This is a genomic window from Sphingomonas longa, assembly GCF_016892685.1.
GTDB classification, from domain to species: Bacteria; Pseudomonadota; Alphaproteobacteria; order Sphingomonadales; family Sphingomonadaceae; genus Sphingomonas; species Sphingomonas longa.
In genome coordinates, this window is record NZ_JAFEMC010000002.1 from 100,509 (window position 1) to 124,223 (window position 23,715).

Consider the following 23,715-nt stretch of genomic DNA (forward strand, 5'->3'; position numbering starts at 1 on the left):
TGCCGATCCGCCACATCGCCACACGCAATGTATTGATCTGGCTGATACTCGCGGAGCGAAGCGGCCGAACAGGTTCGGAGCCGGCAACGCACTTGGCGCTACCGGCTCCGATCTTAGTGAAGCGACGGTTCAGTGTGCGTTCCGCCTGCACCAGCGGCGTCGCCGGGGTGCAAGGGCAGGATCGCAATGACCCGATCGGGAACGCCGGCCTTCCTGAGCACGGCAGCGGCGCGTTCGGCCTCCGCGATGCTGTCGAAGATCGCCATCAGCCGATGCGGGCCTTCCTTCACCGGACCGAGCCGCGACGAAAGAGGTTGATGATCGCGAGCAGAACGATCGCACCAACGAGCGAGACGAGCACCGACTGGATGCTGATGACGCCGCTGGTGATCGGCGCACCGCCGATCAGGGGGGTGACGATGAAGCCGGCGAGCAGTGCGCCGACGATGCCGACGACGACGTTGAGCAGGATGCCCTGCTGACCGTCGGTACGCATGATCATGCTGGCAACCCACCCGATCAGGCCGCCGACGATGAGAAGTACGATGAGACCCATGATTATTCCCTCTGTTGATGGAGCTTACGGGGCGTTCAACGGATCGCCGGCCACGGTTGTTCAGATCGCGAGCAGTCGATCTAATGCGCCGATGGGTGCTGATGTACTAATCGAATAGGTATCCGGTCCGGGAACAGGTGAGGCCCGTCGCGCGCTTCAGCCGCCATGCCAGACACTCCCGAACACGGCAGCGCGCCGACGCTGCGCCACCTCCAGCAACTGATGGCGCAACTGCTCGACGGAGTGATCCTGATCGATCCTGCGGGAACGATCCTCGACGCCAACGCCGCGGCGCTGCGGATGCACGGGGTCGATGACGTCAACGATCTCGGCACGACCGCGGAGGGCTATGCGGAGCGCTTTGCGCTGCGGGACGGTGATCACAAGCCGCTGAAGCATCGGCAATATCCGCTGTTCCGGCTGCTGGCGGGCGATCGCTTCCCCGACCTGATCGTCGAGGTCGCTCCCGCTGGCGAGGACGAGGTGCGCTGGGTGCATCAGGTGCGCGACGTGACGATGGATGTCGACGGTGGCGAACCCGATTACCTCGCGCTCGTCATCAGCGACGTGTCGCAACGCTTCGACGCGGAGGCGCGCTTCAACGCGATGTTCCAGGCGAACCCGGCACCCGCTGTCGTGGTGCGGCTGAGCGACCAGCGCATCGTCCGGATCAATGCCGGCTTCATGGCGCTGACCGGGTTCGGTGAGGAGCAGGTGGTCGGCAAGACGCTGTTCGGGCTCGATCTGCTCGGGAGCCTGCCCGACCCGACCGAGGTGCGGCAGCGGCTGGAGGCGGGTGAGATCGTCGACCAATCACAGGCGGAACTGCTAACGGCGGCGGGGGCGCGCAGGCTGGTGCTCTTCGCCGGCCAGCCGATCGACGTGACGCAGGAGGATGCGATGCTGCTGACCTTCGCCGATCTGGAGCCGCGGCGAGAGGCGGAGGCGGCGCTGGCGACCAGCGAGCGCCACTTGCAGACGATCTTCGAAATGGCGCCGGTGGCGATGGCGGTGACGCGCGATGCCGATCACCGGATGGTGAGCATCAACGCAGCCTTTAGACGACTGACGGGCTATGCCGAGGATGAGGCGGTCGGCCACAGCGCCGACGAGCTGGGTTTATGGGAAGATGCCGACGCCCGCGCGGCGATCGAGCGGGATGTCGCCGAGGGCGGCAGTGTCCGCGACTGTGATGCGCGGCTGATGTCGAAGTCCGATGGGCCGGTCGATTGTCTGGTGTCGGCGGAGACGATCGGCGTACAGGGCGCGCCTTGCATCCTGTGGGTCTATCAGGACGTGACCGAGCGGCGGCGCAGCGAGGCCGACCTGGCCGATGCAATCGACGAGGTGATGAAGGATGCGAGTTGGCTCAGTCGCTCGATCCTCGACAAGCTGGCGACGCTGCGCCGGCCGGAGGCCCGCGCGCCGACCGCCGAACTGACGCCGCGCGAACGCGAGATCCTGGACCTGATCTGCGACGACATCGACGACACGGCGATCGCCGCGCGGCTGGGGTTGTCTCGCAATACCGTCCGCAACCACGTCGCGCGGCTCTACGCCAAGATCGGTGTCAACCGGCGCAGCGGCGCGGTGGTGTGGGGGCGCGAGCGCGGGATGGGCACGCGGTCGGACTGACGGTACGCCTCCAGGCCCCCCTGCGCTGTCAGCGATCCTTCGGGTGCAGCAACAACCCGTCGCGATGAGGCACCGCCTCGATCGCGTCGAGCTTGTCGAGCAGGTCGGCGAACGCGCCGTCCTGTTGCACCGGGAACAGCCGGTGAAACCCGGTTCCCAGCACGTCGAGATCGCGTGCGGTCAAAAAGCCGACGGCAACTATAGGTTCTCGCACAGACATTTGCTCCTAAAGCGCGGCTGGGGCATTTGGTGCCATCCGTTGCGCAAAAGCATCGAAGATCGTTGCGACGGAGCGGCTGCGGAAGACGAGGAAAGCAGTGCCGAGGACAGGTAAGGAGCCCTTTCTGGCGGGCGATGGGGAATTGGCGACGCGGATCGCGGCATTCGACTGGGCGACGACCCCGGTTGGGCCGATCGACACGTGGCCGGCGGCGATGAAGACGATGCTGGCCTTCGTCCTGCACTCGCCGGTGCCGATCGTCACGTTGTGGGGCGACCGCGGCGTGATGATCTACAACGATGCCTACCGCAGCTTTGCAGGCGCGCGACATCCGGCGCTTCTCGGCACCAACGTGCTGGAGGGGTGGCACGAGGTCGCCGACTTCAACGCCAACGTGATGCAGCGGGTGTACCGCGAGGGCGGGACACTGTCGTACAAGGATCAGGAACTGACGCTGATCCGCGATGGCACACCCCGCCGGATGTGGACCGACCTGGAATATTCGCCCGCCTGCGACGAGCATGGGCAGCCGTTGGGCGTCGTGGCTGTGGTGATCGAGACGACGGAAAAGGTCCTTGCCCGCCAGCAACTGGAGGACGACCGCAATCGCCTGTGGTCGCTATCGCGCGACCTGCTGCTGGTGTGCACGTTCGAGGGGGCGATCACAGCAGTGAACCCGACCGCGACGCGGCTGCTGGGATGGGCCGAAGACGAGATGGTCGGCCGATCGCTCGGGGACTTCATCCACCCCGACGACATGGACGAAACCGCGACGGAGGTCGCGAAGCTCAGCCGCGGCATCACGACGCTGGCCTTCGAGAACCGCTACCGTGCCAAGGACGGCGAGTACCGCTTGTTCGCGTGGACCGCCGTGCCCGACGCCAACCGCATCCACGCCGTCGGACGCGACATTACGGACGAGCGCCGGCTCGCGCGCGATCGCGAGCGGATCTGGACGCTGTCGCCGGTGTTGAAGGTCGTTGCCGATGCCACCGGCCGCATCACCGACGTGAATCCGTCGTGGACGCAGGCGCTGGGCTGGACTCGCCGCGAGACGCTGGGCCGTCGCACGACCGAGTTCATGGTCGACGACGAGGCGTTTTGGGCAGAGCGTGTCGAGACGCTTCGCTCCGGCACGCCGCTGATGGAATATCGCACCACGCTACGGTGCAAGGACGGCGAAGAGCGGCTGATACAATGGTCGACGGTCCCTGAAAACGGCACCTTCTATGGCTTCGGTCGCGACGTAACCGCGGAAGTCGCCGCCGGCGAAGCGCTGGCGGAGGCGGAGGCGGCGCTGCGCCAGTCGCAGAAGATGGAAGCGGTCGGCCAGCTGACGGGCGGCATCGCCCACGATTTCAACAACCTCTTGCAGGGCATTACCGGCAGTCTGGAGATCGTGCAGCGCCGCGTCGCACAGGGGCGGGTAGCGGACCTCGACCGCTTCATCACCGGGGCGTCGACCGCGGCGCAGCGGGCGGCGGCGCTGACCCACCGGCTGCTCGCCTTCTCCCGCCGCCAGCCGCTCGATCCCAAGGCGGTGCGAGCCAATACGCTGATCGCATCGATGGAGGACATGCTGCGCCGAACGATCGGCGAGCGGATCGAGATGGAGCTGGTGCTGGCGGGCGGGTTGTGGGTGACGCTGTGCGATCCCAACCAGTTGGAAAGCGCGATCCTGAACCTCGTCATCAACGCCCGCGACGCGATGCCGGACGGCGGCAAGCTGACGATCGAAACGTGCAACGCGCATCTCGACAGTGCCTATGCCGCCCGCGAACGGGGTGTGAAGCCCGGCCAATATGTCTGCATCTGCGTCACCGACACCGGCACCGGCATGGATGCCGGCACGATCGCCAAGGCGTTCGAGCCCTTCTTCACGACCAAGCCGATCGGGCAGGGGACGGGGCTGGGCTTGTCGATGATCTACGGCTTTGCGCAACAGTCCGAAGGATACGCGAAGATCTATTCCGAGGTCGGGCAGGGGACGACGTTCAAATTCTACCTGCCGCGCCACCGCGGCGCAGCCGACGAAGACGAGCCGCTGCCGCAACTGACCGAAGCCCATCAGGCCGAAGACGGCGAGGTGGTGCTGGTCGTCGAGGACGAGGTGGTCGTGCGCGGCCTGATCGTGGAGGAGCTAGAGGAACTCGGCTATCGCGCGATCGAGGCGGTCGACGGATCCAAGGGGCTGGAGGTGCTGCAATCGCGGCGACGGATCGACCTGCTGATCACCGACATCGGCCTGCCGGGTCTGAACGGTCGGCAACTGGCTGACGCCGCGCGCGAATTGCGACCGGCACTGAGGGTGCTGTTTATGACCGGTTATGCCGAAAACGCGGCGATGGCGTCGGGATTTCTGGAGCCGGGGATGGAGATGATCACCAAACCCTTCGCGATGGAGGCGCTGGCGACGCGTATCCGGCAGATGCTGGGGGACGGCATCTGACGTTTGCGGGACATCGTGCCTCCAAGGCCGATCGGCGCGCGGTGCTCGGCTACTTCACCGGACGTTTTTCCAACTTCCGCGCCAGCGTTCGGCGGTGCATGCCCAGCCGGCGTGCGGTTTCGGAAATGTTGAATCCCGTCTCCGCCAGCGTTTCGTTGATATGCTCCCACTCCAGCGTCTTGATCGAGGACGCGCGTTCGCCGATCGCGACATCGGTGTCGCCGGCCGCGCGGCTGAACGCGGCTTCGACATCGTCGGTGTTCGAAGGCTTGGCGAGATAGTGGCACGCGCCGAGCTTGATCGCCTCCACCGCGGTGGCGATGCTGGCAAAGCCGGTCAGGACGACGATCAGCATCTTCGGGTCGTGCGCGTGTAGCCGCTCGACGCAGGTCAGGCCGGACGCCGTACCCAGTTTCAGGTCGACCACCGCATAGCCCGGCGCGGCCTCAACCAGCAGTGCGTCGAGTTCTTCCGGGCTGCGCGCCACCCACACCAGATAGCCGCGCCGTTCGAACGAGCGTTGCAGCGTCCGCGCGAAGGTGGCGTCGTCCTCGACGATCATCAGGCGGCGAACAGGGTCGGTCATCGTCCCTCCGGCTTGGTGACGAGCGGCAGGATCAGCGTCACCTGCGCGCCGCCTTCGCGCCGATTTGCGGCCTCCAGACGCCCACCGGAGCGGCGCGCGACGTTGCTGGCGAGGAACAGCCCCAGCCCGTGACCGGCACCCTTGCTGGAACGATAGGCCTTGCCGATCCCGGCAAGCTGCGTCTCCGTAAAGCCGGGTCCGCGATCCGATACCGTGATCGTCAGCCCCTCCGCGCCGATCGCTGCGGTCAGTTCGACCCCGCCGGGCGCCGCCTCCGCGGCGTTGTCGAGCAGGTTCCAGATCGCCTGCCGAAGCGATGCATCGGCAACCAATTGGGCGTCATCCAGATCGGCACGGCGGTAGGCCAGAGGGACGCCCGCATGCGTCGGCTGCCATGCGGCGGCGACCTCGTCGAGGAAGGCGCGTGCCGGGATGCTCGCCATCGCCTCGCCGCGGGGTTCGCCGGCGGAGTGGAGGATGTCGCTGACGATTGCCTTGCAGCGTTCGACTTCCGCCTGCATCTCCTCCAGTTCACTCGCCAGTTCGGGATCGCGCGCCAGCTTCGGCATGCGCCGCCAATCGCTGAGGATCACCGACAGCGACGCGAGCGGCGTGCCGAGTTCATGCGCCGCGCCGCTGGCGAACAGGCCCATTCGCACGATGCCGTCCTCCTCCGCCGCATATTGGCGCAGGTCGGCGAGGTACTCGTCGCGGGCGCGGAGATTGCGGCTGATACGGGTGATGAACAGCACCAGCAGCGTCGCGATCATTGCGAACGCCAGCCATGCGCCGAGTGTGTAGAGGTCGCCCTCCTCCGGCAGCAGCCCGACCGGGTACACCAGCGGCACGCTCCGCATCGTCAGCCCGGCGTAGCAAAGGCTGGTCGCGGCGACGAGGACCCACACCGACCACGTTTCGAGCAGGATCGCGCCCAGCACGACCTGAAGCAGGTACAGCGAGATGAAGGGATTGGTCGCGCCGCCGCTCCAGTAGAGTTGCGCGGTCAGCACCGCCATGTCGAACAGCAGCGCCAGCATGATCTGGCCGTTGGTGATCCGGTGCCGCGCGAGCAGACCGACGATCGCCAGGTTCACGACCGCGATCAGCGCTACCGCTCCCAGCATCGGGGCGAGCGGCAGGGGCACGCGCAGGACGACGCCGACGAACAGGATCGTCAGCAGCTGCCCAGCGCCGGCGATCCAGCGCAATTGCACCAGCTGGCGCATATTCTCCGCCGCCGTCGTTTCCGGCGACAGCGCCTCGCGCGTGGCAAGGCGCGGGCGGGTCAGCGCGAGCAGGGGCCGGTCCATCACTGCGTGCCCTCCTTCCGCCACGTCATCACCGCACCTGCGACCGACAGGGCGGCCAACGCGAACCATGTCAGCGCATAGACGAGATGATTGTTGCGGAAGGCAATGACGGTCAGGCCGCCGACCGGATAGCCGCCGGGGTTGGGCGTCGCGTCGGCGTCGAGGAAGAAGGGCGCGGTGTCGCGCAATCCTCGTGCGCGCGCGATCGCCGCCACGTCGCGCGAGTACCAGCGGCCGGCGGCGGGGTCGTTGCTGCGCAGGAAGCCGCCGCCCGGCTCGGTGGTGCGGAGCAGGCCGGTGATCGTCACCGGATCGTTCGACCGTGCAGCCTGCCGCGTTTTCGGGTCACGCCGCTCGTTCGGAACGAAACCGCGATTGACGAGCAGCGTCGTGGTGTCGGTCCTGAGCGGTGTCATCACCCACCATCCGGGGCCATAGTCTGTCACCGCCTGCACCAGCGTCTCACGGTCGTTCAGCAGCGTGCCGGTGACGCGAACCCGGCGATAGCTCTGATCCTCGCGCCACGCAGCGCGCGGCGGCAGCGGGGCGGGGGCGGCGGTGGAGCGCGCCGTCACCCGCCCGATCAGGTCCAGCTTCCATGCCCGCCGCTCGACCTGCCAAACCCCCAGCGCCGCGAAGGCGAACGCCAGGAGCACGCAAAGGCCGAGCAACAGGCGGCGCTTCATGGCATTTCGGTCATGCCGGCGCCGGTCATCGGCATCATGTTGCCGTTCAGGTGGAACATGATCCACATCGACCCGCTGATGACGATCGCCACGATGACGATCGTGAAGATCAGTGCGATCATCGTCCATCCCCCTTCGGAGCGTGAATTGACGTGCAGGAAGCAGGTCGTGTGGACGACGATCTGAACGAAGGCGAGGGCGATGATCGCCAGCGCGGTCGCCTGCGCGTCGACCAGCACCCCCGTCATCACCAGCCAGAACGGGATCGCCGTCAACGCCGCCGACAGCGCGAAGCCGATCAGGTAGGTGCGACGCGAGCCGTGGCTGCCGGCGGCAGGGTGGGTGTCGTGGCTCATCGCAGCACTCCGAGCAGGTAGACGAAGGTAAAGACGCCGATCCAGACGACGTCGAGCAGATGCCAGAACATGCCGAGGCACATCAGGCGGCGGCGATTGTCCGCGTTCAGCCCGTGCAGGCTCATCTGCACCAGCATGACGCCGATCCAGATCAGGCCGCACAGGACGTGCAGCCCGTGCGTGCCGACCAGCGCGAAAAAGCCAGACAGGAACGCGCTGCGCTGCGGCGTCGCGCCCTCCGCGATCAGGCTGGCGAACTCGTACAGCTCGATCCCCACGAACGCCGCGCCGAACAGCGCGGTGATGCCCAGCCACAGGCGCGTCGCGCCCGGCCGTTCCTCGTCCGCCGCGATCGCCGCCATGCCGAAGGTGATCGACGACAGCAGCAGCATCGCGGTGTTCACCGCCACCAGCGGCAGTTCGAAGATCTGGCGCGGGGCCGGACCGCCGGCATAGCTGGTGCTGAGCACGCCGTACGTCGCGAACAGCGTCGCGAAGATCAGCGCGTCGCTCATCAGGTAGATCCAGAAGCCGAGCGACGTGCTCGCTCCCGGACCGTGATGCTCCTCCTCGTCGATGACGTAGAAGCCGGGGGCCGCGCCGTCGGCGGTCATGCTGTGCGTCGACATATCAGGCTCCCGCCGCCGCGAGGCTGGCTCGCTCGGCCTCCGCGACCTCGTCGGCCGGGATGTAGTAGTCGCGGTTGTAGTTGAACGTGTGGCCGATCGTCACCGCGATCAGTGCGACGAAGCTCAGGACCGCCAGCCACCAGATGTACCAGACCATCGCGAAGCCCAGCACCAGCGCGAGCCCCGACAGGATCACGCCCGTGCCGGTGTTGCGCGGCATGTGGATCGGGCGATAGCCGCCCGCGGGCCGCTCGTGCCCGCGCGACTTCATGTCATACCACGCATCCAGGTCGTGGATGACGGGCGTGAACGCGAAGTTGTAGGCTGGTGGCGGCGAACTGGTCGACCATTCCAGCGTGCGGCCGTCCCACGGATCACCGGTGGTGTCGCGCAGCGCCTCGCGGTTCCTGATGCTGACCGCGATCTGGATCAGGAACGCGAGAATTCCGATCGCGATGATCCCCACGCCGATCGCCGCGACGATGAAGAAGGGTTGCAGCGTCGGGTCCTCGAAATGGCGGACGCGGCGCGTCGTGCCCATCAGGCCGACGATATAGATCGGCGTCCAAGCGACCCAGTAACCGATCACCCAGCCCCAAAAGCTGACCTTCCCCCAGAACGGGTCGAGGCGGAAGCCGAACGCCTTGGGGAACCAGTAGTACATCCCCGCGAACAGCCCGAACACGACGCCGCCGATGATGACGTTGTGGAAATGTGCGACGAGGAACAGCGAGTTGTGGAGCACGAAGTCGGCGGGCGGCACCGCCAGCAGCACGCCGGTCATGCCGCCGACCGTGAAGGTCAGCAGGAACGCGACGGTCCACATCATCGGCAGCTCGAACCGGATCTGGCCACGGTACATCGTGAACAGCCAGTTGAAGATCTTGGCGCCCGTCGGGATCGAGATGACCATCGTCGCGATGCCGAAGAAGCTGTTGACGCTGGCCCCCGACCCCATCGTGAAGAAATGGTGCAGCCAGACGAGGAACGACAGGATCGTGATGACGACGGTGGCGTAGACCATCGACGAATAGCCGAACAGCCGCTTGCCCGAGAAGGTCGAGGTGATTTCCGAAAAGATGCCGAAGACCGGCAGGACCAGCACATAGACCTCCGGATGACCCCAGATCCACACGAGGTTCCAGTACATCATCGGGTTGCCGCCGAGATCGTTGGTGAAGAAGTTGGTGCCGACATACCGGTCCAGCATCAACAGCGCGAACGCCGCCGTCAGGATCGGGAAGATCGCGACCGCCAGCACGTTGCTGCACAAGGCGGTCCAGCAGAACACCGGCATCTTCATCATGGTCATGCCGGGCGCACGCATCTTGATGATCGTGGTGACCATGTTGATCGCCGACAACGTCGTGCCGACGCCCGCGATCTGAAGCGCCCAGAGATAATAATCCGGCCCGGTGTCCGGGCTGTTCTGGAGGTTCGACACGGGCACGTAGTTGAGCCAGCCGGCGCGACTGAACTCGCCCACGAACAGCGACACCATCACCAGCAGCGCGCCCGCGACGGTCAGCCAGAAGCTGAGATTGTTCAGGAACGGGAACGCCACGTCGCGCGCGCCGATTTGGAGCGGCATGACATAGTTGATGAGGCCGACGACCAGCGGGATCGCGACGAAGAAGATCATGATCGTGCCGTGCGCGGTGAAGACCTGATCGTAATGGTGCGCGTTCAGATATCCGTCGCTGCCACCGAACGCGATCGCCTGTTGCAGGCGCATCATCACCGCATCGGCGAACCCGCGCAGCAGCATGATGATGCCGAGGATCATGTACATGATGCCGATCTTCTTGTGGTCGACGGACGTGAACCACTCCCGCCACAACCAGCCCCACAGGCGGTACTTCGTGACGGCGAACAGCAGCGCGCTGCCCATCACCACGACGCCGGCGAAGGTGACGAGCAGGATCGGCTCGTGGATCGGGAAGGATTCGAAGCTCAGACGTCCGAAGATCGTCTTGAGAAGGGATGGATCGATCATGATGGCTCCGGCGGCTTAGCCGCGGGCCGTCCGGGCGATGCCCGGTACGGTCGGCAGAAGGAAGGACATGTCGCGGTTGCGCGGGCTGTCGGGCTGCGTCGACCCCGGCGCGCCGGGTTTGCGCTCCTTGGTGACGTTCGGGGCAGGGGCGATCTCGTCCGCGTCCTTGAACAATGCGCCCTTGGGCTTGGTGCCGCGCGGCGGTTCCGCGGTGTCGCGCCCCTGCGGCATGCCCGAACCGACACGCATGTCGTGCGGATCGCCGCCGCCTGCCCGCTGGTCGCGCATCATCACGTCGCTCATGCAGGGCGTGCCGGGGCGGACGCAGCGATTATAGACCTTGTCGAACAGCCCCGGCTGGAACGCGGCGAAGCGGATCGCCGGCACCTTCTCGCTGGGCCGTTCGAGCTGGAGGTAGGCGGGCGTCGACAGCGACCGGCCGCTCGCCTTCGCGTCGCTGACGAACCGCGCAAAGCCCGCCGCGTCGACGCCGCGCAGCTTGAAGCGCATGTCGCTGAAACCCGCGCCGCTATAATTGGCCGAGAAGCCCTCGAACTCGCCCGGCTTGTTCAACACCGCGTGCAGCGTGCTGCGCATGCCGGGCATGGCGTAGACCATCCCCGCCAGCGTCGGCGCGTAGAAGCTGTTCATCATGTTGGTCGAGGTGATGTCGAACCGCACCTGCCGATCGACCGGCAGCACCAGTTCGTTGACCGTCGCGATGCCCTGTTCCGGATAGATGAACAGCCACTTCCAGTCCATCGCGACGACCTGCACCAGCATCGGCACCTGCTTTTTGTCGATTGGCTTGCCCGCCGCCACGCGGTCGAGCGGGCGGAACGGGTCGAGCAGGTGCGTGCTGGACCAGGTCAGCGCGCCGAGCGCGATGATGATGAGCAGCGGCGCGGACCAGATCACGAGTTCCAGCGAGGTCGAATGGTCGAACTTCGGATCGTAGGTCGCGTCGCGATTGCCCTTGCGATAGCGCCACGCGAACAGCACGATCAGGATCAGCACCGGTACGATGATGATGAGCATCAGCCCGGTCGACGCGTAGATCAGGTTGCGCTGTTGCAGCGCCACGTCGCCCGCGGGGTTCAGCACCGCATGCTGGCAGCCGGCCAGAGCGAGCAGCGGGATGAGACCGAGACGGCGGAGCGCACCTTGGCTTACCCTGCGACCTTTCGCCTCTTCCTTCCGTTCGTCTCGAGTAGCCGTCGAGCCCGTCGAGACGGCGTATCGAGAGAGTAGACCGAAGCGCGTTTCGCGGCCCCTGTCTCTCGACACGGGCTCTCGACAAGCTCGATCCCTGCTCGAGACGAACGGAGGCCGGGAGCCGGACAATGCGGTAGGTGGGACGGACGGGTGTTCGCGCATGATGGCCCGATACGACCCCAGCGGCCGCGGCCCCATTGGACATTTTGTCCAATCCCGTCATCCGTCGATCGCGGGCAAAGGGGCGCTATGGTAGCCCGTGGGCTGCGCGACGCAGAAGAGCGGCCCGGTGCCGCAGGAGCATGACGGACGATGACAGCCTCCACCGCGAATGCGACCTCGACGCCGCTCGAACGCGATGCGCGCCTCGTCAATGCGGGTGTCGGCCATGATGGCGGGCACCGCATCGCACCGGGCGAGATCGCGATTGGCGTGATCGTTGGGCGGACCAGCGAGTTCTTCGACTTCTTCGTCTACGCGCTCGCCTCCGTGCTGGTCTTTCCGAAGCTGATCTTCCCCTATGTCGATGCGGTCACCGGCACGCTCTATTCGTTCGCGCTGTTCGCGCTGGCGTTCGTGGCGCGGCCGTTCGGCACGCTGCTGTTCATGTGGATCGACCGGATGCACGGGCGCGGCGTCAAGTTGACGCTGGCGCTGTTCCTGCTCGGCGGGTCGACGATGGCGATCTCGCTGCTGCCCAGCTACGCGCAGGTCGGCCCGGTCGCGGCGGTGCTGCTGGGGTTGTTCCGCTTCTGTCAGGGCGTCGCGCTGGGTGGGGCGTGGGACGGGCTGCCGTCGCTGCTGTCGCTCAACGCGCCGGAGGAGAAGCGCGGCTGGTACGCGATGATCCCGCAACTCGGCGCGCCGCTCGGCCTGCTCGTGGCGGTGGCGCTGTTCGGCTATCTGCTGGCGATCCTGTCGCCGGAGGATTTCCTGGCCTGGGGCTGGCGCTATCCGTTCTTCGTGGTGCTGGCGATCAACGTCGTCGCGCTGTTCGCGCGGCTGCGGCTGGTCGCGACGCCGGAGTTCACGCGCCTGTTCGAAAGCCGCGAATTGCAGCCGTCGCCCGCCTTCGCGACGCTGTTCAGCGAGTGGCGGACGATCGTGCTCGGCGCGTTCGCCCCGCTCGCCAGTTTCGCGCTGTTCCACCTCGTCACGGTGTTCCCGCTGTCATGGGTGACGCTCTATGCGGGCGAAACGCCGGTGCGCTTCCTGATGATCGAGGCGGCGGGTGCGGTGGTCGGCGTGCTGGCGATCCTCGCCTCGGGCCTGATCGCGGACCGGGTGGGCCGGCGCGCGGTGCTGGGCGTGTCGGCGGTGCTGATCGGTGCCTATTCCGGCTTCGCGCCGCAACTGCTGGGCGCGGGCGGGTTCGGCGAGACCATCTACATGCTCGGCGGATTCGTCCTGCTGGGACTGGCGTTCGGTCAGTCCTCGGGGGCGGTCAACGACCGGTTCCCGGTACAGCACCGCTATACCGGCGCGGCGATCGTCGCCAATTCGGCGTGGCTGATCGGGGCCGGCTTCGCGCCGCTGATCGCGCTGTTCCTCGCCAGCCGGGTCGGGCTGTGGTCGGTCGGCGCGTATCTGCTGTCGGGCGCGATCTGCACACTGGCCGCGCTGGGATGGAACAAGGATTGGGCGCGGCGGAGTGCCTGAATGAGGGGCACGCTTTAGCCCCTCCCCTTCAGTGGAGGGGTTGGGGTGGGGCCTCTCCACAGGCGACCTGCTCGCGGCACCGCCCCACCCCCAGCCCCTCCCCTGAACGGGAGGGGAGAAGATGCAAGTCCTCGCCTGACGACAGAGAAGCGGGCGTTATCGAAAGCTGACGGCGGCCGTGACGGGGAAGTGATCGGACGGATAGGTCGTCCCCAGGTGGAATGTGCCCGTCTCCAGCGTCCCAACCTTGAACCCGCGGACGAACAGGTAGTCGATCCGGCGATCCGGGTTGCCCGTGAAGTCGTGGAACGTATTCTCCGGACCGCGGACCTGCGTCGCCGCCGTCCGTGCGTCGGTCAGCGCCTTGGCGAAGCGCTTGTACGCCGCCGTCTCGGGTCGTGCGTTCATGTCGCCCGCCACGATCACGGGCAATCCCGCCGCCAGCTTCGGCAGGCGGGCAAGGATCGTTGCGACGGCACGGTCGCGCGCGTCGTCGTCCTGATCGCGGTGAGCCAGATGCGTGTCGACGAATACGAACCGCTTCCGCTGCTTGCCCGAGGTCGGCTTGTCCAGCGTCTCGAACACCGCCCAGGTCGCCATGCGCGGCAGGTCGGTGCCCCAGCTGGAGCTGCCGACGACGTCGGGAGTCTCGGACAGCCAGAAATCACCCTGTCGGACGAGGCGCAGCCGGTCGGGGCGATAGATTACGCCCATATGTTCGTCCTTGTGCTCGCCCCGCCGGTCGCGTCCGAACCAGCGATAGCCGGGCAGCGCGCGGACCAGATCGTCGCCCTGCCGCTGCAACAGCTCCTGCGTCCCGATCAGGTCGGGCCGCGCCTGTTTCAGCAACGCGATCATCACCGGCCGCCGCAGAGGCCAAGCCTGCGGCCCCTCGTCGGAGGCATAGCGGACGTTGAAGGTCATCACCTTCAGCGTCTGGGCCGTGGCCGCGCTCGGCGAGAGCACGAGTGCTGGCAGCAGGAGATGCAGGAACCGGTTCAACATCACTCTCCTTCGAGCGTGGGGGATCGTAGCGCTCTTAGCCACCGCCGCGACGGTCAGGCCAGCTCTGCTTCCATTTCGCGACGATGATAGCCGCGGGTGGTCTTCGTCGCCGAACTGCGCTTAGATCGCGGCAATTCGGGGGAGAGCATGATGACGGCATATGCAGGCGCCGCTGCTGGAGACGCGACGTTCCAGAGCGACAAGAAGGTCATCATCGCCTCCTCGCTGGGCACCGTGTTCGAATGGTATGACTTCTACCTGTACGGCCTGCTGGCGACGTACATCTCGGCGCAGTTCTTCTCGGGCGTCAACGAAACGACGGGCTTCATCCTTGCACTAGGCGCGTTCGCCGCAGGATTTGCGGTGCGGCCGTTCGGGGCGCTGGTGTTCGGGCGGATCGGCGATCTGGTCGGGCGCAAGAACACGTTCCTCGTGACGATGGGGATCATGGGCCTGTCGACCTTCGCCGTCGGTCTGTTGCCGTCCTACGCCACGATCGGCGTCGCCGCGCCGTTGCTGCTGGTGCTTTTGCGGCTGTTGCAGGGGCTGGCGCTGGGTGGCGAATATGGCGGGGCGGCGACCTATGTCGCGGAGCACGCTCCGGCGCACCGGCGCGGCCTGTATACCAGCTTCATCCAGACGACCGCGACGCTCGGGCTGTTCGCGGCGTTGCTCGTCGTCATCGGGCTCCGGACGTTTGTCGGAGAGGCGGCGTTCGCGGCGTGGGGTTGGCGATTGCCGTTCATCATCTCGATCGTGCTGCTCGGCGTGTCCTTGTGGATCCGGCTGCAACTGGCGGAGAGCCCGGCGTTTCAGCGGATGAGGGACGAGGGCAAGACTTCGAAAGCCCCGCTGACGGAGGCGTTCGCGCGCTGGGGCAACCTGAAGATCGTGCTGATCGCGCTGTTCGGCGCGGCGATGGGGCAGGCGGTGGTCTGGTATACCGGCCAGTTCTACGCGCTGTTCTTCCTAGAAAAGATGCTGAAGGTCGACGGCGCGACGACCAACGTGCTGATGGCGGTGGCGCTGGCGCTGGGAACGCCGTTCTTCGTGATCTTCGGCTGGCTGTCGGACAGGATCGGGCGCAAGCCGATCATCATGGCGGGCTGCGCGCTGGCGGCGTTGACGTATTTCCCGCTGTTCGGCGCGTTGACGCAGGCCGCGAATCCGGCGCTGGCGGCGGCGCAGGCACGGTCGCCGGTGACGGTCGTCAGCCACGATGCGGATTGCTCGGTCCAGTTCGATCCGATCGGTCGCAACAGGTTCGACGCGAAAAGCTGCGACGTCGCCAAGTCGTGGCTGGCGAAGAACGGCATCAGCTACGCGAATGTCGAGGCTCCGGCGGGCACGATCGCCCAGGTTCGCATCGGCGACCGCAGCTTCGTCGCGCCAGATCCTGCCGCCGTGAGCGGAGAAGCGCGCAAGGTCGCGATCGCCGCCTATCAGGCCGCGCTGAAGACTGCGGTCGCCGCCGCCGGCTATCCGGCGAAATACGATCCGGCAGGCATGAACACGCCGCTGGTGATCGCGATCCTGTTCTTCATGGTGCTGCTGGTGACCGCCGTCTACGGCCCGATCGCGGCGTTGCTGGTGGAGCTGTTTCCCACCAACATCCGCTATACGTCGATGTCCTTGCCCTATCATATCGGCAATGGCTGGTTCGGCGGCTTCCTGCCGACGACCGCCTTCGCGATGGTCGCGGCGACGGGGGACATCTATTACGGGCTCTGGTACCCGGTCGTGCTGGCCGCGATCACACTGGTGTTGGGGTTGCTGTTCCTGCCGGAGACGTTCCGGCGGGATATCGAGGCATAGCGTCTTCTCGCTCCCTCTTCCGGAAGGGAGCGAGAAGACGGCGATCAGAATACCGCCGCCACCATCTGGCGGAAGGCGTCCGCGCGGTGGCTGATCTCGTTCTTCAGCGCGTCGTTCATCTCGCCGAAGCTACGGTCGTGGCCGTCTGGCACGAACATCGGATCGTAGCCGTGTCCCTTGTCGCCGCGCACCGGCGACACGAGCGTGCCGTCGACCCGGCCCTCGAACCATTCGACGTGCCCGTCCGGCCATGCCAGCGCCAGCGCGCAGACGAAGTGCGCGGAGCGGGCGGGCGCGGTGCCCGTTTCCGCCTCGATCCGGCCGAGATGATCCTCGATCAGGCGCATCGCCATGCCGAAGTCCTTGTCCGGCCCGCCCCAGCGCGCGGAGAAGATGCCCGGATCGCCGTCCAGCGCATCGACGCACAGGCCGCTGTCGTCGGCGAGCGCAGGCAGGCCCGACAAATCGGCCGCCGCGCGCGCCTTCAGCTCGGCGTTCATCACGAAGGTGGTGCCGGTCTCCTCCGGCTCGGGCAGGTCGAGCGACGCCGCGGACACGACATCGAGGCCATGCCCCTCCAGCAGGGCCGCGATCTCGCGAACCTTGCCGGGGTTGTGGCTGGCGATGACGAGCTTGCCCGGCGCGAGCTTGCGGATCGCCTGCGGCTCCTTGCCCTCGCCGCTCATTTCACGGCTTCGGCTTGAGCACGGAAGATGTCGCCGCAACCCATGCGGGCGAGCCGCAGCAGCCTCAGCAGCGCCTCCTCGTCATAGGTCGCGTGCTCGGCCGTCGCCTGCGCCTCGGCGATGTTGCCGTTTTCCAGCAGGACGAAATTACCGTCCGCATCGGCCGCCGAATCCTCGTCGTAATCGAGGTCGAGGACGGGCGTGCCCTTGTAGATGCCGCAGCTGACCGCTGCGACCTTCTGCGTGATCGGGTCGGTCGTCAGCTTGCCCGACTTCAACAGCCCGTCCACCGCCAGCCGCAAGGCGACCCACGCGCCTGAGATCGAGGCGGTGCGCGTGCCTCCGTCCGCCTGGATGACGTCGCAATCGAGCACGATCTGGCGCTCGCCGAGCAGCTTCATGTCGACGACGGAGCGCAGCGAGCGGCCGATCAGACGCTGGATTTCCTGCGTACGGCCGGACTGCTTGCCCTTCGCCGCCTCGCGGTTGCCGCGAGTGTGGGTGGCGCGGGGCAGCATGCCATATTCGGCCGTCACCCAACCCTCGCCCTTGCCGCGCAGGAAGGGGGGGACGCGTTCCTCGATGGAGGCGGTGACGAGAACCTTGGTGTCGCCGAAGCCGATCAGCACCGATCCTTCCGCATGGCGGGTGAAGCGGGGCTCGATGGTGATGGCGCGCATCTGATCTGGCGCTCGGCCGCTGGGGCGCATTCAACTCTCCTCAAGGTCGGGTAGCCCAAGCCCTAGCGTTCGAGGGCGGCCCACGCCAGTGGCCGTGCGAAAGAGGAACCGAGTCATGCACCTTGAGATCACTGCCTTGTTCGCCGTGACGATGTTGGCGGGGTGTGCGACCATGCCTCAGCCGGGTGGCGCGCCGGTGCCGATCGAGCGGGAGGAGATCAGCTACTCGACGGCGCCGTGCTTCGGCACCTGCCCGGTCTACACGGTCACCGTTCACCCCGACGGCAGCGGTGTGTTCGAGGGGAAGGCGCACACCGCCATCACCGGGCTGCGGTCATTCACGATGACACCGGATGCGTACCGCCGCTTCGCCGCCGCGCTGTCACCGTATCGCCCCGCGTCGGGCGAGCGGCTGATCCAGCCGGGCAGTCCCGATTGCGGCAACGCACCGACCGACATGCCAAGCGTCGATGTGCACTGGACCGGGCTGGAGGGCGCGGGGCAGCATCTGTCGCTCTACTATGGTTGCCGTCCCGACAGCGACGACCGCATGCGGACGACGTTGCGCGCTGCACCGGACCTGCTGCCGATCGCGGCCTTCATCGGCAAGCGGTGACCCAATCCTTCCCAATCAGGGACCGGGATGAAGCGGTGCTTTATCCCAGCCCCGCGACACTCTAGATCACCCACATGGCCCCGCCCGTCACCGAATTGACCGACCGCGCCCGCGAGATCTTTCGCGCGGTGGTGGACGGCTATCTGGCGAACGGTGCGCCGATGGGGTCGAAGACGATCGCGATCGCATCCGGCCTGAACCTGTCACCGGCATCGATCCGCAACGTCATGGGCGAACTCGAGTCGCTGGGTCTGCTCGCCTCGCCGCACACCTCGGCGGGACGCGTGCCGACCGAGCGCGGGCTGCGGCTGTTCGTCGACGGCATGATGCAGGCCGCCGAACCGTCTACGGAGGAGCGCACCGCGATCGAGGCGCAACTCGCCGCGCGTGCGCTGCGCGCCGGGCCGGTGGAGGACGCGCTGGCCGCCACCACCGCCGCGCTGTCGGGATTGTCGGCATGTGCCGGGCTGGTGCTGGTGCCGAAGCGTGAGGTCACGCTGCGCTCGATCGGCTTCGTGCCGCTGTCGAGGATGCAGGCTTTGGCGGTGATGGTCGGGGAGGACGGCGCGGTCGAGAACCGCGTCATCGACCTGCCCGACGGAATGGACCCATCCGCGCTGGTGGAGGCGGGCAATTACCTGTCGGCGACGCTCGGTGGGCTGACGCTGGCAGAGGCGAAGTCGCGAGTGGAGCGCGAGCTGGCGGACGGGCGCGCGGCGCTGGATGCGTCGGCGCGCGCGCTGGTCGAACGTGGCATCGCGATCTGGAGCGAGGACGACCGCCGACGCCCGGTGCTGATCGTGCGCGGGCAGGGCCGACTGATCGACGCCGCCGCCGCCGCCGACCTCGACCGCGTCCGCGACCTGCTCGACGATCTGGAGGGCAAGCAGGAGATCGCCTCGCTGCTCGACTCGGCGCGCGCCGGCGACGCGACGCGCATCTTCATCGGCGCGGAGAACAAATTGTTCGCGCTCAGCGGATCGTCCGTCATCGCGCGACCGTTTCGCGGACCGGGCGGGCAGGTGGTCGGTGTGGTCGGTGTGATCGGCCCGACGCGGTTGAACTACGCGCGCGTCGTGCCCATGGTGGATTTCACTGCGGCGACGCTCGCTCGCCTGATGCAATAAGTACAGGGAATACGATGATCGACAACGAGACCGAAACCGCCGGAGAGGACCTGCGCGCCGAGACCGCCGAGGCGGCGCCGGAAGTCGCGGAACACGACGCGTCGCAGGGCCGCATCGCCGAGCTGGAAGCGCAACTGGCGGAGGCGAAGCAGCAGGTGTTGTACGCGCAGGCGGAGGTGCAGAACGTCCGTCGTCGCGCCGAAAAGGAAGCGATCGACGCCCGCGCCTATGCGACCACCAGCTTCGCGCGCGACATCCTGTCGGTCGCCGACAATCTGTCGCGTGGTCTGGCGGCAATCCCGGCCGACTGGCGCGCCGACGAGAAGTCGAAGGGTCTGGTAACGGGTCTGGAAGCGACCGGACGCGAGCTGGAAAGCGTGTTCCAGCGCCACGGCATCACCAAGATTGAGGCGATGGGCGCGACGCTGGACCCCAACAAGCATCAGGCGATGCTGGAAGTGCCGAGCGATGCGCCGCCGGGCACCGTCGTGCAGGAGATGCAGGCTGGGTACATGATCAAGGACCGCCTGCTGCGGCCGGCGCTGGTCGGGGTCGCCAAGGCGGGGTGATCTGACGCTGACTATCCCTGCCGTCAGTACCGACGTGCCCGCAAAGGCGGGGATCCAGTAAGCCACGATTTCAGCATCTGCGGCTCACTGGGTCCTCGCCTTCGCGGGGACACGGGATCGCGTTAAGCCGGCTGGCCACCTCCACCGGTCGCCCCGAAGATTTGGCCGGTCGAGAAGGACAGGGCCGGATCCGCTGCCGCGACGTACAGCCCGGCGATTTCCGCCGGTTGCCCCGGCCGACCCAGCGGCGAGCTTTCGCCGAACGACTTCTGCTTCTCCGGCGTCGCGCCGCCGCTGACCTGTAGCGGCGTCCAGAACGGCCCCGGCGCGACGGCGTTGACGCGGATGCCCTTTTCCGCAAGCTGCTTGGCCATGCCCTTGGTGAAGTTCAGCACCGCGGCGCGCGTCATCGCATAGTCGATGATGTCCTTCGATGGATCGCCCGCCTGTTCGGACGACGTATTGACGATCACGCTGCCCGGCCCCATCCGTGCCACCGCCGCTTTCGTCAGCCAGAACGGTGCGTAGACGTTGGTCTTCATCGTCGCGTCGAAATCCTCCGAGGAGATGTCGGCGATCGTCGGTCTCGTCTGCTGGCGCGCGGCGTTGTTGACGAGGATGTCGAGCCCGCCGAGCTTTGCGGCCGCCTGCTCCACCAGTTTCCGGCAGAACGCCTCGTCGCGCAGGTCGCCGGGGATCGCGACGGCGTTGCGCCCTTCCGCCTTGATGAGCGCGATCACCTCGCGCGCATCGGGTTCCTCCGCGGGCAGGTAGTTGATCGCTACATCGGCACCCTCGCGCGCATAGGCGATCGCGGCGGCGCGACCGATGCCGCTGTCGCCGCCGGTGATCAGCGCCTTCTTGCCTGCGAGCCGGCCAGAACCCTTGTAGCTCGTCTCACCGTGATCCGGCCGCGGGTTCATCTTCGAAGCAAGACCGGGCCAGGGCTGGCGCTGAACCGGGAACGGCGGCTTCGGATAGGCGGCGGCCTGCGGGGTCGTCGCCGGCTTGGCGCCCTGCGCGATGGCCGGTGCGGCGGCGGCGACGCCCGCGGCGAGGGCCGCGCCGGTGACGAAGGTTCGGCGGTCGGTATCGGTCATGTTGGAAACTCCCGTGTTCCCGAATGCTAACCGGTTGCGAGCATGGCAGTTCCTTGGCGAAGGGTTTCCGTCGCGATCCGCGCGCGATAGATGCGGCGGCCATGAACCTGAACCCGAACCTCAGCGCCGACCGCCCGACCTTCGTCACGCATCTGGAATGCTCGATCACCGGCGAGCGGTACGACGCGGACCAGCTTCACGGCCTGTCGCGGGCGGGCCGGCCGCTGCTGGTCCGCTACGATCTGGACGCCGTCGGGGCGGCGCTGTCGAAGGACCCGCTGGAGGCGCGCCCGACCGACCTGTGGCGCTGGCGCGAATTGCTGCCGGTCCGGCGGACGGAAAACGTCGTCAGCCTCGGCGAGGTCGAGACGCCGCTGATCCCGATTCCGGCGTCTGGCGGCGGCAACGTGCTGGTGAAGGACGAGGGGCGCTTGCCGACCGGCAGCTTCAAGGCGCGCGGCCTCGTCATGGCGGTGGCGATGGCGAAGGAACTGGGCGTGACCCGGATCGCGATGCCGACCAACGGCAATGCCGGCGCTGCACTGGCGGCCTATGCGACGCGCGTCGGGATCGAGACGATCGTGTTCTGCCCGGAGGACACGCCCGAGGTGAATGTCCGCGAGATCGCGATGCAGGGCGCGCGGGTCTGGCGGGTCAACGGCCTGATCGACGATTGCGGCGCGATCGTCGGCAAGGGCGCGGCGGAAGGTCGCTGGTTCGACTTCTCGACCCTGAAGGAGCCGTACCGGATCGAGGGCAAGAAGACGATGGGTCTGGAACTCGCCGCCCAACTTGGTTGGGAACTGCCCGACGCGATCTTCTATCCCACCGGCGGCGGCACCGGCCTGATCGGCATGTGGAAGGCGTTCGACGAACTGGAGGCGCTCGGCTGGATCGGGGCGAAGCGGCCGCGGATGTATGCGGTGCAGGCGTCGGGCTGCGCGCCGATCGTGCGTGCATTCGAGGCGGGCGTCGAGCATGCCGAGCGGTGGGAGGATGCCCACACCGTCGCCGCCGGTATTCGCGTGCCGAAGGCGGTCGGCGATTTCCTGATCCTGCGCGCGGTGCGGGAGAGCGGCGGCAAGGCGCTTGGGGTAGGCGATCCCGCGATCCTGAAGGCGGTGGACGATTGCGCGCGCAAGGACGGCCTGCTGCTGTGTCCCGAAGGCGGCGCAACGCTGGCCGCGTACCGCGAGGCGGTGAAGACCGGCGAGGTCGACGAGGACGAGCGTGTCGTCCTGTTCAACTGCGCGACCGGACTGAAATACCCGATGCCCGAAGCACCTCGGACGCTCGACCGGCATGCGCCGATCGACTTCGATCGTCTGTGACGCGCCCGTGATCCGGATCGCCGCCCTTTATCGGTTCGCCCGCTTCGACGATCCCGGCGCGGTGCGCGAGCATCTGGAGGCGGTCGCGCAGGCGGCGGGCATCCGCGGCACGCTGCTGATCGCGGGCGAAGGCGTCAACGGAACGATCGCCGGCGGTCCCGATGCGATTGACGCGGTGCTGGCGGCGATCCGCGCCTTGCCCGGATGCACGGACCTGAAGCCCAAGTTCGCCGAGGCCGACGCGATGCCGTTCCACCGGCTGAAGGTGCGGCTGAAGGCGGAGATCGTCACGATGGGGGTGCCCGACATCGACCCGCTGGACGATGTCGGTACCTACGTAGCGCCCGCCGACTGGAACGCGCTGGTCGACGACCCCGACACCGTCGTGATCGACACCCGCAACGCGTATGAGGTCGCGGTCGGCAGCTTCGCCGGGGCGGTCGATCCCAGCACCGGCAGCTTCCGCGACTTTCCGGCCTGGGTCGAAGCGCACCGCGACGATCTGACTGGCAAGCGCGTCGCGATGTTCTGCACCGGCGGCATCCGTTGCGAAAAGGCGACGGCGTATCTGAAGCGGGAGGGAGTCGGAGACGTTTTCCACCTCGATGGCGGCATCCTCCGCTATCTTGAGGAGGTACCCGCCGCGGACAGCCGCTGGCAGGGCGAATGCTTCGTGTTCGACGAGCGGGTGGCGGTCGGCCACGGTCTGACGCCCGGCACGCACGGCCTGTGTCGCGGTTGCCGGATGCCCGTCAGCGAAGCCGACCGCGCCTCGCGCTTATACGAAGAAGGTGTGGCGTGTCCGCGCTGCCATGAGACCCGCACCGACGAACAGCGCGCCGGTTATGCCGAGCGGCACCGGCAGGTTGAACTCGCCGCAACGCGGGGCGAGGCGCATGTCGGGGCGGACTTTCCGAACCTCCCCAACTGACCTGTCATGCCGGGCTTGTCCCGGCATCCACTGCGCCGCGCGCCAGCAGGCGGCGGGCATTCCGAACCGTCGATGCCCGGACGCGCCCGGCACAATCAAAGCTCAAAACGGCAGCAGTCCCTCATACACTTCCACCCCCGGCGCGCCGACGACCTTCGCGCCGGCGCGCAGCAGGAAGGCATGCCGCACGATCTCGGCCTGTTGCTCGATGCCGTAGCGGTGGAAGGGCTGCCCCGGTTTCAGCGCATAGTCGTAACGGCAGAACGGGTGGCGCTTCAGCGGCAGGCAAAGCCCACATTGATGCTGCCAGACATGCACCATCTCGTGCATGAACAGCCCCTGCAATTGCAGCCCCGCTGCCGCGTAATCCTCTCGCCAGTCGAGATTTTCGGGATGCAGGTGAATGTGTCCGCGCGGTGCCATCGCCGTCCCGCGCGGCTGGAAAAACGCCCATTTCCAGCGGCGTATCTCGACTCCGGCATAATCGATCCGGTCGCCGAACATGCCGCGCGCCAGCGTCACCTCGCCGGCGGTCAGCGGTCGCGCGGAACGGGGCGG

Annotated in this window: 24 protein-coding genes; 9 read left to right on the plus strand and 15 right to left on the minus strand. The window is 67.1% G+C overall.

Features of this window, described 5'->3' with window-relative positions:
- Nucleotides 1-113: 113 nt before the first annotated feature.
- Complete coding sequence (locus tag ILT43_RS06510; RefSeq protein ID WP_204196805.1) at nt 114-266, minus strand: hypothetical protein; 153 nt, start codon at nt 264-266, stop codon at nt 114-116.
- Nucleotides 267-286: 20 nt separating this feature from the next.
- Entirely contained in the window at nt 287-556 is a 270-nt protein-coding gene (locus ILT43_RS06515; protein WP_204196806.1) for a GlsB/YeaQ/YmgE family stress response membrane protein, read from the minus strand.
- Nucleotides 557-721: 165 nt separating this feature from the next.
- Here ILT43_RS06515 and ILT43_RS06520 point away from each other — a divergent pair, with 165 nt between their 5' ends.
- Nucleotides 722-2,191, plus strand: coding sequence for a PAS domain S-box protein (locus ILT43_RS06520; RefSeq protein WP_204196807.1), 1,470 nt, complete (start codon nt 722-724; stop codon nt 2,189-2,191).
- A 28-nt stretch (nt 2,192-2,219) separates the two neighbouring features.
- Here the strand turns inward: ILT43_RS06520 and ILT43_RS06525 are convergent, their stop codons facing one another.
- The gene (locus ILT43_RS06525) at nt 2,220-2,375 is read right to left on the minus strand and encodes a hypothetical protein (protein WP_204196808.1); all 156 of its coding nucleotides are present in this window, start codon (nt 2,373-2,375) and stop codon (nt 2,220-2,222) included.
- 133 nt (nt 2,376-2,508) lie between these two features.
- On the opposite strand from ILT43_RS06525, the gene ILT43_RS06530 reads away from it, so the two are divergent.
- Nucleotides 2,509-4,860, plus strand: coding sequence for a PAS domain S-box protein (locus ILT43_RS06530; protein ID WP_204196809.1), 2,352 nt, complete (start codon nt 2,509-2,511; stop codon nt 4,858-4,860).
- 49 nt (nt 4,861-4,909) lie between these two features.
- Here the strand turns inward: ILT43_RS06530 and ILT43_RS06535 are convergent, their stop codons facing one another.
- The 7 genes from ILT43_RS06535 to cyoA are packed head-to-tail and all read right to left on the minus strand — an operon-like array spanning nt 4,910 to nt 11,524.
- Entirely contained in the window at nt 4,910-5,446 is a 537-nt protein-coding gene (locus ILT43_RS06535) for a response regulator transcription factor (protein ID WP_204196810.1), read from the minus strand.
- Entirely contained in the window at nt 5,443-6,756 is a 1,314-nt protein-coding gene (locus ILT43_RS06540) for an ATP-binding protein (protein WP_211534427.1), read from the minus strand. Before ILT43_RS06540 ends, ILT43_RS06535 begins: the two co-directional genes overlap by 4 nt.
- Nucleotides 6,756-7,442: an SURF1 family protein gene (locus ILT43_RS06545; protein WP_204196812.1), complete on the minus strand. Its 687-nt coding sequence runs from the start codon at nt 7,440-7,442 to the stop codon at nt 6,756-6,758. Before ILT43_RS06545 ends, ILT43_RS06540 begins: the two co-directional genes overlap by 1 nt.
- Nucleotides 7,439-7,798, minus strand: coding sequence for a cytochrome o ubiquinol oxidase subunit IV (cyoD, locus tag ILT43_RS06550; protein WP_204196813.1), 360 nt, complete (start codon nt 7,796-7,798; stop codon nt 7,439-7,441). Before cyoD ends, ILT43_RS06545 begins: the two co-directional genes overlap by 4 nt.
- Nucleotides 7,795-8,427, minus strand: coding sequence for a cytochrome o ubiquinol oxidase subunit III (gene cyoC, locus ILT43_RS06555; RefSeq protein ID WP_211534408.1), 633 nt, complete (start codon nt 8,425-8,427; stop codon nt 7,795-7,797). Before cyoC ends, cyoD begins: the two co-directional genes overlap by 4 nt.
- A gap of 1 nt (nt 8,428) precedes the next feature.
- Complete coding sequence (gene cyoB, locus ILT43_RS06560) at nt 8,429-10,423, minus strand: cytochrome o ubiquinol oxidase subunit I (protein WP_204196814.1); 1,995 nt, start codon at nt 10,421-10,423, stop codon at nt 8,429-8,431.
- Between the two features lie 15 nt (nt 10,424-10,438).
- Nucleotides 10,439-11,524: a ubiquinol oxidase subunit II gene (cyoA, locus tag ILT43_RS06565; protein WP_425530291.1), complete on the minus strand. Its 1,086-nt coding sequence runs from the start codon at nt 11,522-11,524 to the stop codon at nt 10,439-10,441.
- Nucleotides 11,525-11,950: 426 nt separating this feature from the next.
- Between cyoA and ILT43_RS06570 the strand changes: the two genes are divergently transcribed.
- Nucleotides 11,951-13,297 (plus strand): MFS transporter, encoded by a 1,347-nt coding sequence (locus tag ILT43_RS06570; protein ID WP_204196816.1) that lies wholly within the window; start codon nt 11,951-11,953, stop codon nt 13,295-13,297.
- A gap of 156 nt (nt 13,298-13,453) precedes the next feature.
- On the opposite strand, the gene ILT43_RS06575 is transcribed toward ILT43_RS06570, so the two are convergent.
- Complete coding sequence (locus ILT43_RS06575) at nt 13,454-14,302, minus strand: endonuclease/exonuclease/phosphatase family protein (protein ID WP_204196817.1); 849 nt, start codon at nt 14,300-14,302, stop codon at nt 13,454-13,456.
- A gap of 147 nt (nt 14,303-14,449) precedes the next feature.
- Between ILT43_RS06575 and ILT43_RS06580 the strand changes: the two genes are divergently transcribed.
- Nucleotides 14,450-16,117 (plus strand): MFS transporter, encoded by a 1,668-nt coding sequence (locus ILT43_RS06580; RefSeq protein WP_204196818.1) that lies wholly within the window; start codon nt 14,450-14,452, stop codon nt 16,115-16,117.
- Nucleotides 16,118-16,161: 44 nt separating this feature from the next.
- Here the strand turns inward: ILT43_RS06580 and rdgB are convergent, their stop codons facing one another.
- A complete protein-coding gene (gene rdgB, locus ILT43_RS06585) occupies nt 16,162-16,803 on the minus strand; it encodes an RdgB/HAM1 family non-canonical purine NTP pyrophosphatase (protein WP_204196819.1) in 642 nt (213 codons plus the stop codon).
- Nucleotides 16,800-17,513 carry a ribonuclease PH gene (gene rph, locus ILT43_RS06590; RefSeq protein WP_204196820.1) on the minus strand — a complete coding sequence of 238 codons (714 nt, stop codon included), beginning with the start codon at nt 17,511-17,513 and terminating at the stop codon, nt 16,800-16,802. The genes rdgB and rph overlap by 4 nt, the downstream gene beginning before the upstream one ends.
- Nucleotides 17,514-17,598: 85 nt before the next feature.
- On the opposite strand from rph, the gene ILT43_RS06595 reads away from it, so the two are divergent.
- From ILT43_RS06595 to grpE, 3 genes are all read left to right on the plus strand, one after another.
- Nucleotides 17,599-18,099, plus strand: coding sequence for a DUF6438 domain-containing protein (locus ILT43_RS06595; protein WP_204196821.1), 501 nt, complete (start codon nt 17,599-17,601; stop codon nt 18,097-18,099).
- 74 nt (nt 18,100-18,173) lie between these two features.
- Nucleotides 18,174-19,226 (plus strand): heat-inducible transcriptional repressor HrcA, encoded by a 1,053-nt coding sequence (gene hrcA, locus ILT43_RS06600; protein WP_204196822.1) that lies wholly within the window; start codon nt 18,174-18,176, stop codon nt 19,224-19,226.
- A gap of 14 nt (nt 19,227-19,240) precedes the next feature.
- Nucleotides 19,241-19,795, plus strand: a complete 555-nt coding sequence (grpE, locus tag ILT43_RS06605; RefSeq protein WP_204196823.1) for a nucleotide exchange factor GrpE — start codon at nt 19,241-19,243, stop codon at nt 19,793-19,795.
- A gap of 122 nt (nt 19,796-19,917) precedes the next feature.
- On the opposite strand, the gene ILT43_RS06610 is transcribed toward grpE, so the two are convergent.
- Nucleotides 19,918-20,895 carry an SDR family oxidoreductase gene (locus tag ILT43_RS06610; protein WP_204196824.1) on the minus strand — a complete coding sequence of 326 codons (978 nt, stop codon included), beginning with the start codon at nt 20,893-20,895 and terminating at the stop codon, nt 19,918-19,920.
- A 101-nt stretch (nt 20,896-20,996) separates the two neighbouring features.
- Between ILT43_RS06610 and ILT43_RS06615 the strand changes: the two genes are divergently transcribed.
- Together ILT43_RS06615 and trhO are read left to right on the plus strand one after the other, a co-directional pair.
- A complete protein-coding gene (locus tag ILT43_RS06615; RefSeq protein ID WP_204196825.1) occupies nt 20,997-22,226 on the plus strand; it encodes a threonine synthase in 1,230 nt (409 codons plus the stop codon).
- 7 nt (nt 22,227-22,233) lie between these two features.
- Complete coding sequence (gene trhO, locus ILT43_RS06620) at nt 22,234-23,157, plus strand: oxygen-dependent tRNA uridine(34) hydroxylase TrhO (protein WP_204196826.1); 924 nt, start codon at nt 22,234-22,236, stop codon at nt 23,155-23,157.
- Nucleotides 23,158-23,259: 102 nt separating this feature from the next.
- On the opposite strand, the gene ILT43_RS06625 is transcribed toward trhO, so the two are convergent.
- Entirely contained in the window at nt 23,260-23,661 is a 402-nt protein-coding gene (locus tag ILT43_RS06625) for a vgr related protein (protein WP_239474289.1), read from the minus strand.
- Nucleotides 23,662-23,715 lie beyond the last annotated feature (54 nt).